This is a genomic window from Sphingomonas sp. LM7 (assembly GCF_002002925.1).
Classification (GTDB): domain Bacteria; phylum Pseudomonadota; class Alphaproteobacteria; order Sphingomonadales; family Sphingomonadaceae; genus Sphingomonas.
The window spans coordinates 3,604,194-3,620,514 of record NZ_CP019511.1; the positions used below are offsets into that span (position 1 = coordinate 3,604,194).

The window sequence follows — 16,321 nt, forward strand, 5'->3', positions numbered from 1 at the left end:
CTAGAGCGAGGCGCCCGGCATGCGCCGGCGCCTGCGCAGCCAGCGGAAATCGGCGGCGCGAAAGCTCTTGAACAGGAGATAGAAGCCGGTTCCCGAGAGCCACAGCACGCCGAAGGCGACGAAGATGATTAGCGGATGATTGAAGCTGGTCCGCGTCACATAATCCATGTTGTGGATCATCCAGAAGAAGTCCCAAGTCCGCCAGGTATCGCCGCGCATGACGAGGAAGCGACCGGTCTCGGCGGAGACATAGGCGCTGCTGTTGGCCTCGTCGGCAAAGTTCACGCGCCACATCGGCCCGGCATGCTCGCGCGCCTCGAGATTGGGTTTGTCGAGCCGCACCACGTCCCGGACCGGCGCGTCACTGGCCATTGCAGCGGTCGCCTTGGCGGTCTCGGCATCGATCGCGATGCGGCGTCCGTCGGCCGCATCGACGAGCTGGACGCCTCTGGCCGTCCGCAACTCATAGACGGGGCGGCCGGCGAGATCGCGCAGCGTGAGGCCCGTGACCGAGCCGACGCCGGCAAGCCGCGACGGATCGACCAACGCTGTCTCAGCCGGCAGGGCATGCGCATGCGCGGCGGGCATGTCGTGGCCGCCAACCGCGTCCATGTCGAGCAGCGCCATTACAGAGCCGCTCAAGGCCCAGAGAAGGAATTGCAGTCCGAGGATCAGCCCGACCCATTTGTGGATGCGGCGGAAAAGCAGCGGCGAGAGGCGGATGCGCTTCATGCCGCTGCCTTCTTTTTCTTCTTGCGCCGGGGAAAGGCCCAGACCAGCAGCCAGGCGCCGCTCAGCGCCATGGCGAAGGCGCTCCAGGTTGCGACCCGAAGGAGCGGATTGTTGACGTCGGTGCGCGCGTCATAGTCCATGATGTGGAGCATCCAAGCGAAGTCGAAAATGCGCCAGAGATTGTGGCGCCGCGAGATCAGCTCGCCGGTTGCCGGCGACAGATAGAGCGTCGGGCGGTTCCAGCCTTCGAACTCGACCTGCCAAAAAGGCGGCTTGCGCGACTGCATCTCCTGCGGCGCCTGCGTCAGCAGACGCACCGACACGATGTCTCCGGTTCCGGTATAGATCCGCCGGGCGAGCAGGCGGATGTCCCGCTCGGTCGGCGGCGCGAGCCGCGCGCCCGTCCGCGCGTCGAACAATGTTAGCCCCGCAGGCGTCTGCGCGCGCCAGACGGGCCGGTCGAAATAGCGCTGGAGCCGCAGCTCCGAACTCTCCGGCGCCGCCGCCAAGATCCGCGCCGGCGGGACGATTTGGGTCAGATCGAAGGGCTGCGCCGCAGGGGCGCGAACGAGGTGGTCGCCATGGATCGTGTCGATATGGACGACCACCATGTAGAAGCCGGTGAGCGTCCACAGCACGACCTGGACCCCCACGAGCAGCGCCAGCCATTTGTGCGTGCGCCGTGCGACGAGCGGCCAGCGGATCTTGCCTGGCATTGTCCCGTTCGCCTCAGAAGCCGGTACGGAAACCGACATAGAACCGGCGCCCGAGCAGGTCGTAGGTCATGGTGTCGGTGTTCGCATCGGTGAAGCTCTGGATGTACGGCGCCTTGCGGTCGAAGAGATTGTCGACGCCGAGCTGGAAGCGCGTGCGCTCGTTGATCTCGAAGGCGAGCTGCGCATTGTGATAGAACACATTCGGCGTGCTGTAGCCGATATCGCCGGGGGCCGCATTGAAGTCGGTGGCCTTGCCGATCCACTGCGTCGACCAGGTCGCGCTGAAGCCGTCCTTGCGAGCGGTCACCACGCCGTAGCCGCGCCACTTGGGATAGCCGCCATTGCCGCCGCCGATGAAGCCGTCGAACGGAATGGGGTCTCCGCCGGGGAAAGGCAGCACAGCCGGATCGCGCTGGATCTTGTCCTCGGCGATATACCAATAGCCGGCAACGTCGGTCAGGTCCTCGTGGCTGACGACCACCAGCAGGTCGAAATCGGACTGGTATCCATTCTCAGGCTCGTCGACCCAATCGTCGCGCGCATAGCTGCCGAACAGGATGATCTTGAGGATCTTGCCGTTTTTCTTCCACGGCTGCGTCGAGGTTGAGATCGCGTTGGTGAACTCGTCCATCAGCGTCTGGCGCACGCGCGCCAATTCGCTCTGTTGGGCTTCCGGAAGATGGTCGAGATCGACACGCATGGTCAAAGCCTAGCGGGGCGCGCGGTCATGCTCAACGCGCCGAATCATAATCGGCCAAATGCCGGATCGCGCGCGCCAGGTGCGCCTCGACCTGCTGGACCGTCAGCCCGAGCCGACTTGCGATGTCCCGGTAATCGAGGTCGTCGAACCGGGCGAGCTCAAACACACGGCGGTCCGCTTCGGGCATACAGTCGAGCGCGCGGCGCAGGCGGATCAATTCGGACGTCATGATCGATCTCCGTGTCGTGCCGGCCGGGAGCGGGCGGCAGGACCGTGCCGGGCCCGCGCACAGAGGCGGACCGCACCGGAAGGCCGGAATGCAGTGGAGGACGCGGCAGCATGCCGCGTTGCGGTCCGGCGGCGCGGGACCATAAGCGGTCCCGGCCGGTCACCGGCGGGTCGGAAGAGGCGATCATCGCCGTCTCCGATCGATAACAGCGATCCCCGCCGCACGGGCCTTGTCGAACAGATTGTCCTGGATGCCCCCGCCCGGGAAAATGATGATGCCCCGCGGCATGGTCGCGAGCACCTTGTCGTTGCGCTTGAACGGTGCGGCTGCGCGGCTGTGCCTCGTGAAGTCGGGAGCGAAAGGGACCTGGGGGACATTGCGCTGCGCCGCCCAGAGCGCGGCGATCCGCTCGGCGCCGATGCGCGAGGCGCCGTGCAGCAGCACCATCCGCGGATTGCGGGAATGGACTTCGTCGAGGACCCGCCAGATTTCGCGGTGATCGTTGTAATCGGCACCGCCGCTTACGTAGATCCGCTCGCCGGGGGGCAGCAGCAACTGGCTGTCGGTCCAGCGACGGCCGTTCACGAATTCGCGGCTCTCGATCACCGCGGCGGTCATCGCGCGGCGATTGAGCATCGAGCCCGAGCGCGGCAGCCAGGCCTTGCGGTAATAGTGCCGGAACTGCTCGGCGAAGGCGTCGCGAAAGGCTTCCATCGCGTCACGGCGCTCGATCATGGTGCGCCCTTCGGCGATGAGCGTCTCGAGCTCGACTGACTTGACCTCGGAGCCGTCCTGCTCGCGCTGGAGGCGACGTTGGGCCTGTTCGTTGGCGTCGAGCTCGCGTTCGACCCGTTCGCCGGCGCGGTGGAATACATTGGTGAAGCCCCAGAGCAGGTCTTCCATGTCGGGCTCGAGCCTGGTGTCGGCGAGGCACGCCACCATCGCATCGAAGCTGTCGGCGGCCGCGGCCTCGACCAGGCGTCCTTCGGGCAAGGGCCGCGGGTCGAGATCGTCGTCGAAGGGCCTGCGTCCGTAGAGTTCAAGCTCCTGGAGCATGTCGGCCAGCGGCGATTGCCCGGCCGTGCCGTCGTCGGTGTGATCCAAGGTCATGTTGCGTCTCCGCTCTCGGCCGCGCCCTCGCGGCCTTCACGGCGACACGAGGCGGCATGCCGCCGCGGGCGGGCACCAGCGAAGCGTTCGGCGGCGCAGCCGACGAGGCCGAAGCGCAGCGAAGGACGGCGAAGCCCGGCTATTTTGGCTCGCGATGCAAAGCGGGCCTGGGCCCGCGGCGGAAAATAGCCGGGTGCAGCCGTTGCGCGCCCGTGCGGCATGCCGATCCGTCGCCCTCTGGAAGGCCAGGCGCGGACTCCGGGAGCTGGGACACCGGCCGGAGACATGCCCGGATGACGCGATCCCAGGAACCGGGCCCGACCTGCTTTCAGCCGCGGCTACGCCTCGGACCGAACCCGCGACTCCGCTACCGAGCCTCGCGGCACCTTCGTGCCAAGGTGCTGCCGTCGTCCCAGTCGGCGCGATATCGCGCCTGTCGGGTGCGAAGCTGCCAGCACGACAGATCGCCGACGGGTCCACGGACCAGCCCCAACGTCCTTCCATAGCGATCAGACCCGATACGCTCGATCGTCAGCCGCCCTGCCATTGCCCTGGCGAGACTGGCCCGACTCGCAAACGGATCGCCCGGCGCGCAGCGGCGGCCCTTCTGGCAGTGGCCCGGCATCTCGGGCGCGTCGATCCCAAGCAGACGGATGCGTTCGTGTCCGCACCGCAGCGTATCGCCATCGACAACGCGACAATTCCGCAGTGGCGCGCCGTCGCTGGCGGGTTGGGGCGCGGGTCCTGCCACCAGGATCAGGAGGAGGGAGCTAATCAGAGACATGTGTTCTCTCGTCGGGAATGGCAGCCGCTACCAGATTCGTCTTTGTTCGGGCAATGTTCTATTCAGCGCGATAAGCTCAGGATCGTCGTCTAGATCGCCGCGCCCTTCTCCTCGGGCTGAAGCTGGGGTCGCAGCCGTTCGGCGAGCGTCGCCACTCCGAATGCGCAGAGGTCGGCATTGAAGTCGTCGAGCTCAGAGTTGAGTGGGACGACCTCGATGCCAGCGGATGCGCCGCGCGCCGCGAGTTGGACGAAGGCGGCGCGCCCCGCCCCGTCATCCTCCCGCGCGACATAGAGCCGGCGCAGCGGCTCGGGGAAGCGGATCGCCGCCAGATGCGCGGCCGAGAGCGCGGCGATCATCGGCATGCGCGGCATCGACATGCGCAGCGACAAAACGCTCTCGATGCCTTCGCCCGCAACCATGACCGGTGCCGCGCCGCCGAAGCGGACGCCGTGCCCGAGCAATTCGCCCATGGCGCGGCGGGGAACCGCGACCGGCGCCTTGCCGCAACCGCTGCCGTCGAGCCACGTGCGGTGGACGCCCATGATGCTGCCGTCCAGATCGGTGACGGCAGCGATCAACGCAGGCATGGCCGTAGGCGTGGGCGCGACATCGTCGCGATCGGGGCGATACCAGCAGGCGGCATGGAAGCGCAGCCATCGTGCGGCGCGCATGCCGGTGATGCCCCGGGAGACGAGATAGCGCTCCGCGAGAGTGGCCCCGATCGGGCGCGATATGGCGAACAGCCGCCGGGCAGCTGCCGGCGAACCGGCTGGCGCAGCCTCCGCGTCGAAGATCTCGGGTGCTTCCGACCTCGGCAATGCGAGGAAGCGCCGCGCCTCGTCGAGGGTGTCAGCCAGACGGCGGTGGCCGTAGTGGAGCGCGAGCAAATCGAGCAGATCGCCATGCGCGCCGGTCGCGGCGTCGGTCCATTTGCCCGCGGCACCGCGGCCGTGATCGGGACCTTTAAGGCGCACATAGAGGCTGCGTCCGGCCGAACCGAACGCGTCCCCGACAATCCAGTAGCGGCCCTCGGGCCGGCCGGCGGGAAGGTAGCGGCGGCACAGGGCTTCGGCATTGCGCGCGAGCCTGCGCGACAGGTCCGAGGCTGCGGACATCGCTCGTCTCCGAAACAGAAAAAGAGGCCCGCCTCGTCGACGGGCCCCAGGGAGGCAGCGCCTTATTCGGCAGCGATGGCGAAGGATTCGGCGTCGGCGTCGGCTTCCGCCCGATCGGTTCCGAGCGGAGCCGGATCGTCGTTCGCGACCGGGGCGGCGGGTGGCGTGTCAGGTTCGACCGGCGCCGGCGTGCGCAGCGGCTCCGCGAGCCAGCCGCTGCCGTCGAGCAGAGATTCGGCCTCGCGCGCCATGTCGGGCTTCTTCAGCCCGGCGATACGTGCTGAGACCTCGGCGCCCTTCGCTTCCTCGACGGCGGACAGGATCCGCGCCTTGGTCACCCGGCCAAGATAATTGTCGACCGTCGCGCTCCAGCCTGCTGCCACCGGATCGAGGCCGGCGGCGCGGGCAAGGACGTGCGAATGGGCGAGGCGGCCCGCCACCGCCCGTCCCGATACCCGGCCATCGCTGTAACGGTTGGCGGGCTCCCAGACGGCATTGATGCCGGACGCGGCGCAATGCGCGAACAAGGCGGCCTGCTCATCTGCGGAGAAACCGGCGAGCGTCTCCCAGAGCTGGTCGGGATCGTCGGGCAGACGATCTGCCCACGCCTGGCTTCGCTGCTCGATGGCCTGCGCCGACGGACTGTCGCCCAAGCCCGGCGCATGGTTGCCGAGACTGCCGCCGCGCACCGAAATCTCGACGCAGCTCTCGGCGCCGGCATAGCGGTAGAAGGCGTCGAGCACGAGCGCGTGAAGGACGGCAGCGAACGCGACGGCAGGGCTGAGCGCGACGGCGTTGCGCAGCGCGAGCGTGCGCCAGGTTGTGAGCTCGGTCACCAGCCGGTCGGGCAGTGGCTTGCCCGGGTCCTCCTGCTCCTCCTCCTCGTCGCCAGCATCCGGGGCAGCGATTGCTTCGCCAGAGCCCATCGAATCCTCATCGGCGTCGGGGCGCTCCTGCAAGGCATCGGGGTCGGGCACTTCGTCGTCGACGATCTCGAGGCCGGGCTCGTCCTCCGGACGGACATAGCCGCGGTCCACATCGATCCCGCCCAGCCGGTCGATGCTGATGAACACGCCGGCCCGGGCCACTTCGTCCGGGTCGTAGGCGAGCGGCCGCTCCACTATCGCCGCGATCTCCTCGTCGATCGCGGTCACGCGTGCGTCGATCTCGTCGGGAATGTCGGGCTTGCCCGACCATTCGCCTTCGAGCGCCTCCGCCTCGCGGCGAAGCGCCTCGAGCCGCGATTCCTGCTCGTCGGTGAGCGGAGGCTGCTCGCCTTCGAGGATGCGCATGCCCGCATCGGCGTCGTACGGGAACTCGACCGCGGTCGCGATCCACTTCCAGCCCTCGCCGGCGATGCGGTCGGCTTCCGCTTTGAGCTTCGCGTCGACAAGGGCGTCGAGCATCGCGACATCCTGCAGCCAGCCGCCGTCATCGGCCTCGAACAGATCGCGCAACACATAGCCGCCGGCGGCCTGATAGGCGTCGAGCCCGATGAAGCGGGCACGCTTGTCCGATGCACGCACCGCTTCCTCGGTGAGCTTGTGCCGGATCATCCATGGCTGCTTGTTGTGGCTCGACTGGAGCAGCTCCCAGACCTGCTCCTGGCGCGCATGATCCTCGGACACCGAGAAGGCCATGAGCTGCTCGAGCGTCATGCCGTCTTCGGCATAGATGTCGTGCAGCCGGGGTGAGACCGAGGCGAGGCGGAGGCGCTGCCTGACCACCGCGGGCGTGGTCATGAAGGTCGCGGCGATCGTTTCGACATCACTGCCCAGGCCCGCGAGCTGCTGCATCGCGCGGAACTGGTCGAGCGGATGCAGGGCCTCGCGGTGGGTGTTCTCGGCGAGCGAATCCTCCTCGGCCGAGATTTCGTCATCGTCGCGCACGATGCACGGCACGGGCGCGGTGCGCGACAGGCGCTTCGCCTTGACGAGCTGCTGGAGGGCGCGGAAGCGGCGGCCGCCCGCCGGGACCTCGAACTTGCCGGTCTCGGCCCCGGACTCGTCGCGCTGCGCGCGCACGGTCAGGCTCTGGAGCAGCCCGCGCCGGGCGATGTCGGCGGCGAGCGCGTCGATCGAGACGCCGGCCTTCACACGCCGGACATTGGACTGGCTGAGCACCAGCTGATTGAAGGGAATGTCGCGCGAGGCACTCAGCGCGATCTTGGTCGGCTTGGTCATGGGTCTTCTCCATGACGGGCGGCCGGGAGCCTCTCTCTCGACCCTCAACCCGTCATGGCGCCGGCGCCGCCCTCTCCCTTTGATGGGAGAGGACGACGCCGGACCCGGACCAGCCGGTCGGAGGGGCTAGCCCGCCATCGCGAGGAGCTTCGCGGCCTTGCCCTCCAGCTCGACCCGCGCGTCCTGGTGCGGCTTGTCGCGCGCCAGCGCGGTGATGCCCTGGACGAAATCGAAGATGGACGCGGGCGGATGCCCTTCCTCGTCGAGCACGGTGGCGATGATCCGGCCGGTCTCGGCCTTTGAGAAGCCGCGCTTGCGCAGGAAGTCCTGCCGGTCCTCTTCGCTGCGGGCGACGACGCGCTGCCGGGCAGCCAGGATGCCCGACAGAAAGGGCGTGGGCGAGGAATTGGCGAAATTCTCGAGCGCGGGCGCCGCCTCATGCGCGAAGCGATTGGCGGCGAACTTGGAGTGGCGGATGCTGATCTCCTCGAAGCCTTCGGCGCCCCAGATGTTGCGGTTCATGCAGACCGCGCGGAGATAAAAGCTCGCCATGCCGAGCGTCTTCGAGCCGACCTCGCTGTTCCAGCAATAGAAGCCGCGGAAATAGAGGTCGGGGTCGCCGTTCGGCAGCCGGCCTGCCTCGATCGGGTGCGCATCGTCGACGAGGAAGAGGAAGACGTCGCGGTCGCTCGCGTAGAGCGTGGTCGTGTCCTTCGTCACTTCGACGAACGGATTGTGGGTCATGGTCGACCAGTCGAGCATGCCCGGCACCTTCCAGCGCGTGTCGCCGGTGCCGTTGCCCGCGATCCGCATCACCGCCGCGACGAGTTCGTGATCCCAGATCCGGCCATAATCGGGGCCGGTGACTGCGCGCAGCTCGGTGCGGCCGTCCTCGGTCTCGAGCGTCTTGATGAGCTCGCCGCGATGGGTGAGCAAGCCGTGCTGAAGGTTGATGCCGGAGAGCGGCGCGGGGAGCTGGCGGAGATAGCCGGATGGGGCGCCGACCAGGCCGCAAAGCTGGCCGAACGACCAATGGGTCGGCGCAATCGGCGCGTCGCGGCCCGGGAGCAGGAGTGCGAGGCGCTCGGCATCGTCGCGGCTCGCCTCCACCCGGACCTCGCGGGTTTCGACTGTTCTGGTGGTGGCGCGCCGTGCCCGCGCCTCGACCGCGGCGTGAAGCTCGGTCAGCGAGAGGAAGCGCTCGTCGTCGGGGCGCGAAAACCATTCGGACGAGACGCGGCCGATACGAGACCCTCGCGAGATGTCGACCTTGTAGGCGCCGGATGCAGCGCGCGTGCCCGCGCCGGGGAGGTGATCGATGACGGTAGCCATTGGATTTCTCCGCGACGGGCGCCGGGAGCCTCTCTCTCGGTCCTCACCCGTCACGGCCAACACGGCCAACCTCTCCCTCTCAAGGCGGGGCGTTGCGGGGCGCGGCCCCGCAGAAGGGGTAGGGCGAGACCTGGGCTTGCCCTCAGGGGAAGGCGTTCCCCTCCCCAACAACGTTCATGGGAACCCTCGCGAATCTCGTCGATTCATTCCGCAAGGAGATAAGATATGAGCGACGATACGACTCTGCGCGCGCCGCAGGATGCTTCCCGCATCGCCATGGGCGAGGACTATGAGGTGCGCTATTGGACGAACAAGTTCGGGGTAAGCCGCGATCGGCTGCAGGAAGCGGTGGACGCGGTCGGCAACAGCGCGACCGCTGTGGAAGCCTATCTACAGCGTGCGGCCGCCAATCCATAAATCGCGTGGAGAAGCAGGGGTAAGCGCTCGCTCACATTTGGCGACGGGTCGTCAGCGACGCCCCGGCGATTGCCCATGCGCCTATAGGAACTTCTCCGCGAGCGCGCGCTTTCCGCGAGGCTCGGTGTGCGTGATCTTGTGGCCCTCGGGATAATAGAAGCCGGACACATTGAGGTCGAAGTTGCCGATTTCGATGCGCACGGAGATTTCGTGATTGTCGTTCCAGGTGTCGCGCAGGAATGCCTTGCAGGTCTCCCCGCGCATCTCGAAGGTGAATGCGTCGGTCTTCCTGTCCCAATTCTCGACCGCGGTGCGGATCAGCGTTTCACTGATCGCGTCGCGCTTCTTCTTGGACAGCATCTCCAACGAGGATTCCTTGATTGGGCCGAACATGCCGCTCTCGTTCATGGCCTCCAGGATCTTGCGCATGTGAGCGCCCGTGTGCTGGTTTACGAACAGCGACGAGCGTGAGCCGTGCGGACCGCCCAAGATGTTGGAGCGGATATTCCACCATGTCTCGGCTACCTGTGCGCTGCTGGCTTCGCTTGCGGTCTGCTGCGCGAACCAGGCCAGAGCGTCCCGGCTGCGGATCGTGCCGTCGGCCTCGAGCTCGACATTCATGGCGACGACCACAACTGGGTAGGCACTGTCCGCGTACAGCGGCTCCTGCAGGCGATAGGCGTGGAGCCCGGGTATCTGCCGTACGGCTTCGACCAGTCGGTCCGCTCCCTCGTCGGAATAGGGGCAGGTCACGAAGCCCCTGACGAACTCCTGTGTGTGGTCGAGTTCCGCATAGGTTTTCAGCTGCGACAGGCTGGCGACGTGCTCGGTCCCGTTCCGGGGAGGGGCCGTCAGGATCGGATGCCAGTCGGGATAGAAATCCACGGCGTTGCCCAGTTCCTCTACCAGGCTGTCGACCTGGCGCCGTCCGGCCTGCCGGTCCCGCAGGTCCTTCGTCAGATAGGTCATCGCCTTTGCATTCTGCTGGGCGGCTATCGTTGGCGATCTGAATTCCATGGTGGCTATCTTTCACGTAAATGCTATAAGTCACGTATATATACTACTTTACGTGATATGTCAAGATCACGAGAATGACCTACTTTCAGTTCCACCTTCGATCAGTGAAAATCGTGGCTGCGCACCTTGATCAAATCCTCGGGATCAACCCCGTTCGGCAACGGCGGCGAGTACAGGTCGCGCGGCTTCCAGCCGGGATCGCCGCGGTCGGGGCTGCCCGGATGGCTCGCGCCATCGCCACGACCGAATGGGACGGGCATATCCATCCGTCCGATCGAGCGCAGCATCTCGTCGCGCGGCACCACGCGATCGACGATGACATGGATGACCTGGCCCTCCTTCTGGAGCCGCCCGCGCAAGCTGACCATCGAGGCCGACATCACCGCGCGGCGCTGCTTCTCGAAGCGGTCGGGCCAGAGGATGCCGTTGGCGACGCCGGTCTCGTCCTCGATGGTAATGAACAGTACGCCGCGCGCCGAGCCGGGACGCTGGCGGACAAGGATCACCCCGGCGACCTCGACATGGCGCCCGTCTCGGATCGATGCGAGGTCCGCGCAGCGCACCACTTTCTCGGCGGCGAGCTGCGCGCGCAGGAACTGCAGCGGGTGCGCACGCAGCGAGAGCTGCAGCGCGCGATAATCCTCGACGACCTCGCGCCCGTCGGTGAGCGGCTGCAAGGTGACGCGCGGTTCGAGTCCCTCGGGCGAGAAGCCGCCCTCGCGGGCATCGGCGGCGGCGAACAGCGGCAGCGGCGCCTCGCCCAGTCCCTTGACCTTCCATAGGCCCTGGCGGCGGTCCTCGGCGATGCAGTGAAAGGCGTCGGCCTCGGCCAGCCGCTCGATCGCGGCGCGGGGGACGCCGGCGCGGCGCCAGACCTCTTCGACGCTCTCGTAAGGTGCTTGCCCACGCGCCACGGCGATCGCGGCGCCATGGACATTGGCGAGCCCGCGGACCTGGCGAAAGCCGAGCCGCACCGCGAGGTGGCGGCCGCCCAGCTTCGCCGGCTCGAGCGTGCAGTCCCAATGGCTGTGGTTGATCGAGACCGGCCGCACCTCGACGCCGTGCAGCTGAGCGTCGCGGACGATCTGGGCGGGCGCGTAGAAGCCCATGGGCTGGGCGTTGAGCAATGCCGTGCAGAAGACATCGGGATGATGGTGCTTCATCCAGCACGAAGCATAGGCGATCTTGGCGAAGGAAGCGGCGTGGCTCTCGGGAAAGCCGTAGGAGCCGAACCCCTCGATCTGCTTGAAGGTGCGTTCGGCGAAATCCTTGGGATAGCCGCGCGCGATCATGCCACCGACCAGCTTGTCGTAGAAATGGCTGACGCCGCCGGTCAGCTTGAAGGTGGCCATGGCGCGGCGCAGCTGATCGGCTTCGGCGGGCGTGAAGCCCGCGCCGACAATCGCGACCTTCATCGCCTGCTCCTGGAACAGCGGCACGCCCAAGGTCTTCTCGAGCACGGCGCGCAGTTCGGGCCGGGGATATTCGGGCTTCTCCTTACCCTCGCGGCGGCGAAGATAGGGATGGACCATGTCGCCCTGGATCGGCCCGGGCCGGACGATCGCGACTTCGATCACCAGATCGTAGAAGCGGGTGGGCTTCATCCGCGGCAGCATCGACATCTGCGCGCGGCTCTCGATCTGGAAGACGCCGAGCGTGTCGGCCTTCTGGATCATCGCATAGACGTCGGGATCGTCGTCCTGAAGGTCGGCCATGCCGACCTTCACGCCCTTGTGCTGCTCGAGCAGGTTGAAGGCGCGGTTCATACAGCCGAGCATGCCGAGACCCAGGACATCGACCTTCATGAAGCGGAGCGCGTCGATATCGTCCTTGTCCCATTCGATGATCTGGCGGTCCTCCATCCGCGCCGGCTCGATTGGCACGAGATCGTCCAGCCGATCCTGGGTCAGCACGAAGCCGCCGGGATGCTGCGACAAGTGGCGCGGCGTGCCGATCAATTGCCGCGCCAGCCGCAAGGTCAGCTTGAGGCGATGATCCTCGGCATTGAGGTTTAGGCTTTCGATCTGCTCGTCGCTGATCCCGTCCATCGACCAGCCCCAGACCAGGCCGGTCAGCATCTTGGTCAAATCACGCGGCAGCCCCAGTGCCTTGCCGACCTCGGCGACCGCGCCGCGGGTGCGATAGCGGGTCACCACCGCGGTCAGCGCCGAGCGATGGCGGCCATAGGTCTCATAGATCCACTGGATGATCTCCTCGCGGCGCTCATGCTCGAAATCGACGTCGATATCGGGCGGTTCCTTGCGCTCGCCCGAGACGAAGCGCTCGAACAGCAATTCATGCTGGATCGGATCGATCGAGGTGATGCCGAGCAGGAAGCACACGCAGCTGTTGGCCGCACTCCCGCGTCCCTGGCAGAGGATGCCGCGACGGCGGCTTTCGTCGACGATCGAGCGGACGGTCAGGAAATAAGGCGCATAGCCGAGCTCGCCGATCAGTTTGAGCTCATGCGCGATCTGCTCGGCATAGGGTCGGGGAATGCCCTCGGGAAACTTCGCCTCTGCCGCCTCCTGCGTCAGGATGCTCAGCGCCTCCTGCGCGGACTTGCCTGCCATCACCTGCTCGTAGGGATATTGATAGCGGATCTCGCCGAGATCGAAGGTGCATGCCGCGGCGATATCGGCGCTGGCTGCAATCGCATCGGGAAAGGAAGCGAAGCGGCGCTCCATCTCGGTGGGCGACTTGAGATGCCGATCCATGAAGCGCTCGCGCCGGAACCCCAGTGCGTCGACCGTGCTGTGCTCGCGGATCGCAGTCACCACGTCCTGCAGCGGGCGCGCCTCCGGGGTGTGATAGAGGATGTCGCCGGTCGCGACCGCACGCACCCGCGTCTCGCGAGCGAGCGCATCGATCGCGTGCAGGCGCTCCAGATCGTCGGGCCGGCGACGCAGCGACAGCGCGCAATAGGCGCGCGTGCCGAACAGGTCCGCCAGTTCGAGCAGATGGCTGCGGGTGACGGCGTCGGCGAGGTCCGGCAGGAGTATCGCGACCAGCCCCTCGGCATGATGCGCGACGTCCTGCCAATCGAGGATGCAGAAGCCCTTGCCGCCGCGCGCCTTGCCACGCGACAGCATGCGGGTGAGCCGGGACCAGGCCTGGCGGTCGGTCGGATAAAGCAACAGCGCGCGCCCGTCGGTCAGATCGACGCGCGCGCCGGGGATCATCCGCACGCCGGTGGTCTTCTGCCCGTCCCACCCGCGCACCACGCCGGCGACGCTGCCCCGGTCGCACAGGCCGAGGGCCCGGTGGCCCTGCAATTGCGCCGCGGCGAACAGTTCCTCGGGCGAGGAGGCGCCCCGCAGGAACGAGAAATGGCTGGTCACCTGCAGCTCGACATAGCTCGTCATCAGCCGAAGAACCCGTGCAGATACCAGCTGAGGTCGCCGGTCTCGGGCACGACGCCGTCGCCGCGGCGGAACACCCAGAAACGCTGCCCGCCCTCGACCTCGACGCGGAAATAGTCGCGTACCGCCCAGAGCTCGCGGTCTGTCCGCCACCATTCGCCATGAATGCGCTCGGGACCGTCGCCGGCAACGACCGCATAGGGCTTGCCCCGCCAGGTGAAACGCCGCGGCGGATGGTCGGGCAGCAAGGCGACGACATGGCTGAGCATCTCGGGACGCCGGAGCAGGCGCACCGGCCGCTTCCAGGCCGGCCAGCCCTCGACGACCGCGAGCGGGTCCGCGCGCCGTATGGCGCGCTCGGGCACATCGCTCTGCTCGAGAGTCAGACGGAACACCGCCTGCTCCCCGGCACGCCCGGCAAGCTGGTCGATCGCCGGGGCAAGGTCCGGCGCATCGCTGCTTTCCGGCAAAAGCATGTCGCCATACCGTGCGCCAAGGGGCTCGCTGTGGGGGACGGTGAGATGCATCGCCTCGATGCCGAGCCCCGGATCGATGCGCTCGAGCTTCAGGCCGAACATGCGCACGAGATGCTTTGCGTCGCGTGTGGCGCGCGATGCGCCGATCGCGATCCGCTGGTCGGCGCCGTCGACACGGACAGCGGTCAGCACGACGCTGCGCACGCCGAGACCGCGCTGCTGGAGGACGCGCACCAGATCGTCGACCAGATCGGCGATCACCTGCTCGATCGCCTCGGCGGTTCCGATCGGCTCGAGCAGCCGGCGTGAGACTTCCGGCGCCTCGAACGGGACGACCGCTACGATCGGCTCGGCGGCGCGGCCGAGCGCCTGATCGAGCCGTTCGACGGAGGTGAGGCCAAGGCGGCGCGCCAGGGGCCCGCGCGGCATCGGGTAGAGGTCGCCGACACGTTCGAGCCCGAAGCGCGCCGCGGCGACGAGCGCATCGGGCCGGAGACGCAGCGCGGCGATCGGCAGGCTGGCCAGCGTCGAAGCCTCGGCCGAAGGCGGCAGGATTGTGATCGGCTCGCCGCCATAGCGCGCCAGCGCATGCGCCGCCCCGGGCGTGCCGGCGATGGCGATCGCGCCCGAAAAGCCGAGGCGCGCGAGGAAGCGCAGCACATGGCGGCAAAAGCACACCTCGCCACCGAAGAGATGGCTGGCGCCGGTCATGTCCAGCCAGATGCCGTCCGATCCCGACACGCTGGCAGTTGGCGTCCAGTGCGTGACGGCATGCAGCGCGAGGCGGTCGAGCCAGGCACGGTCGGCCGCGGCATCGGCCTCCTCCACGTCGAGATCGCCGACCAACGCCCGTGCGTGTGCGGCGGCCATGCCGGGCACCAGCCCCAGCGCCAGTGCGACCGGGCAGGCCGCGGTCACGACCTCGCGCTGCCCGACCCGCTCGATCAGCACGGTCGGACGTCCCCAAAGCGGCGTTCGAACCGGAGCAAGGGCGGCACCGGCCGGGCCACCCTCGTCCGGGCGCATCGCGCGAAACGGCGGATCGGCCGGCTCCGACCGCCGGCCCAGCTCGCGCATGGGCGGGCGCTGATGCGCCGGCAGACGCGCGATTTGCGCTTGGACGTCGGTCTCTCGCGCTGCGCCGTCCTGCGCCCAGCGCGCACCGGGACGCCAGCCCCCGCCGCGCGGGGCCGAGCAGGCGCCTGGATCATCATCGACCGGTGGCAGCAAAGGTGCCGGGGACCAGGCGCGCTCAGGCGGCGCGACTGGTCGCTGCGACCGGCGCAGCCGCTCGATCGCGAGCTGCGGCAGGTAGAGCGAGGCGACCCGTGTCATCGCATGCCTCGAGGATGAGAGAGAAGGGATTGCCGCCGCGCTGGCGGACGAGATCGACCGACCAGCAGCCACGGCCGACGCCTGCATGCGAAAGCGCCGCCGAAGGCGCGCAGCCAATCCGCCACCGCGTGCAGGCGGCGGAGGGTTTCTCGAGCGGGTCCCGTGCGGCGCGCGCCCAGCGGCGCAGCAGCAGCATCGGGGTATGGCCATCGGCAGCGGCAAGCTGGAGGCGGCGCGTCGCGGTCTGATCGGCTGCTTTCACTTCGGCGACGACTGCGGCGAAGCTGCCCAGACGCAGGCAGTCTTCGGCAAGCGCGAGCGCCATGACCTCGTCCCGCGCCTCCAGATAGAGCAACTTCGCCGGGGAAATGCCCGCCTGTTCGAGCCCGGGCGCATAGAGATCGAACCGGGTCAGCGCCCAGCCGATCGTCGCCACCGGCCGGTCGGCGAAGCGGGCCGCGATGCCCGCGACGAACAATGTCGCCGCCGCATCGTCACCAAGCGTCGGCGAGGCGGCCGCGATCTCGTGCAGCCCGCCGCCGTCAATCCCGCCATGGGCAAGCCTCGAATCGAGTGCATCGATCCCGAACGGCAGCAATCGCGCATCGCTCGTCTCGGGCGCGGCAATGCGTGCCTTCAGCTCGGCAAGCAGGCGTGCGCGATCGGTCTCGGCAATGGCGGCTTCGGTTTGCATAAGGGAATAACGACTCGCTCGTTCCTATTATGTTCCGCTCTGGCGGGCATCTCGTCAAGGCGTCGAATCGAGGAAGAGGGCTGAACGGAGGCCAGGCCTGCCAGCAACGCACCGGT

Annotated in this window: 14 protein-coding genes; 1 reads left to right on the plus strand and 13 read right to left on the minus strand. The window is 67.7% G+C overall.

The genetic code is table 11. The features are described 5' to 3' along the window. The 9 genes from BXU08_RS16765 to BXU08_RS16805 form a co-directional block, all read right to left on the minus strand. On the minus strand, positions 1-732 hold the full coding sequence (locus BXU08_RS16765; protein ID WP_077511088.1) for a PepSY domain-containing protein: 732 nt from the start codon (positions 730-732) through the stop codon (positions 1-3). Beyond that, positions 729-1,448: a PepSY domain-containing protein gene (locus BXU08_RS16770; protein WP_077511089.1), complete on the minus strand. Its 720-nt coding sequence runs from the start codon at positions 1,446-1,448 to the stop codon at positions 729-731. Before BXU08_RS16770 ends, BXU08_RS16765 begins: the two co-directional genes overlap by 4 nt. A gap of 13 nt (positions 1,449-1,461) precedes the next feature. Continuing rightward, a complete protein-coding gene (locus tag BXU08_RS20390) occupies positions 1,462-2,148 on the minus strand; it encodes a nucleotidyltransferase domain-containing protein (RefSeq protein WP_150125559.1) in 687 nt (228 codons plus the stop codon). A gap of 31 nt (positions 2,149-2,179) precedes the next feature. Continuing rightward, positions 2,180-2,377: a sigma-70 family RNA polymerase sigma factor gene (locus BXU08_RS16780; RefSeq protein WP_077511090.1), complete on the minus strand. Its 198-nt coding sequence runs from the start codon at positions 2,375-2,377 to the stop codon at positions 2,180-2,182. A 183-nt stretch (positions 2,378-2,560) separates the two neighbouring features. Then, a complete protein-coding gene (locus tag BXU08_RS16785) occupies positions 2,561-3,487 on the minus strand; it encodes a DUF2493 domain-containing protein (protein ID WP_077511091.1) in 927 nt (308 codons plus the stop codon). A gap of 367 nt (positions 3,488-3,854) precedes the next feature. Then, the gene (locus BXU08_RS20395) at positions 3,855-4,271 is read right to left on the minus strand and encodes a thermonuclease family protein (protein WP_366926568.1); all 417 of its coding nucleotides are present in this window, start codon (positions 4,269-4,271) and stop codon (positions 3,855-3,857) included. Between the two features lie 89 nt (positions 4,272-4,360). Then, on the minus strand, positions 4,361-5,389 hold the full coding sequence (locus BXU08_RS16795) for a toprim domain-containing protein (RefSeq protein ID WP_077511092.1): 1,029 nt from the start codon (positions 5,387-5,389) through the stop codon (positions 4,361-4,363). 62 nt (positions 5,390-5,451) lie between these two features. Then, positions 5,452-7,572, minus strand: coding sequence for a ParB/RepB/Spo0J family partition protein (locus BXU08_RS16800; RefSeq protein ID WP_077511093.1), 2,121 nt, complete (start codon positions 7,570-7,572; stop codon positions 5,452-5,454). 126 nt (positions 7,573-7,698) lie between these two features. Next, the gene (locus BXU08_RS16805; protein ID WP_077511094.1) at positions 7,699-8,904 is read right to left on the minus strand and encodes a DUF932 domain-containing protein; all 1,206 of its coding nucleotides are present in this window, start codon (positions 8,902-8,904) and stop codon (positions 7,699-7,701) included. Between the two features lie 225 nt (positions 8,905-9,129). Here BXU08_RS16805 and BXU08_RS16810 point away from each other — a divergent pair, with 225 nt between their 5' ends. Continuing rightward, positions 9,130-9,321, plus strand: coding sequence for a DUF3606 domain-containing protein (locus tag BXU08_RS16810; protein ID WP_077511095.1), 192 nt, complete (start codon positions 9,130-9,132; stop codon positions 9,319-9,321). Between the two features lie 81 nt (positions 9,322-9,402). Here BXU08_RS16810 and BXU08_RS16815 read toward each other — a convergent pair whose 3' ends face one another. From BXU08_RS16815 to BXU08_RS16830, 4 genes are all read right to left on the minus strand, one after another. Beyond that, positions 9,403-10,338, minus strand: coding sequence for a hypothetical protein (locus BXU08_RS16815; RefSeq protein ID WP_077511096.1), 936 nt, complete (start codon positions 10,336-10,338; stop codon positions 9,403-9,405). A gap of 101 nt (positions 10,339-10,439) precedes the next feature. Continuing rightward, on the minus strand, positions 10,440-13,703 hold the full coding sequence (locus BXU08_RS16820; RefSeq protein ID WP_077511097.1) for an error-prone DNA polymerase: 3,264 nt from the start codon (positions 13,701-13,703) through the stop codon (positions 10,440-10,442). Beyond that, a complete protein-coding gene (locus BXU08_RS16825) occupies positions 13,703-15,511 on the minus strand; it encodes a DNA polymerase Y family protein (RefSeq protein ID WP_077511098.1) in 1,809 nt (602 codons plus the stop codon). The genes BXU08_RS16820 and BXU08_RS16825 overlap by 1 nt, the downstream gene beginning before the upstream one ends. Next, complete coding sequence (locus tag BXU08_RS16830) at positions 15,429-16,205, minus strand: ImuA family protein (RefSeq protein WP_171982557.1); 777 nt, start codon at positions 16,203-16,205, stop codon at positions 15,429-15,431. Before BXU08_RS16830 ends, BXU08_RS16825 begins: the two co-directional genes overlap by 83 nt. Positions 16,206-16,321 lie beyond the last annotated feature (116 nt).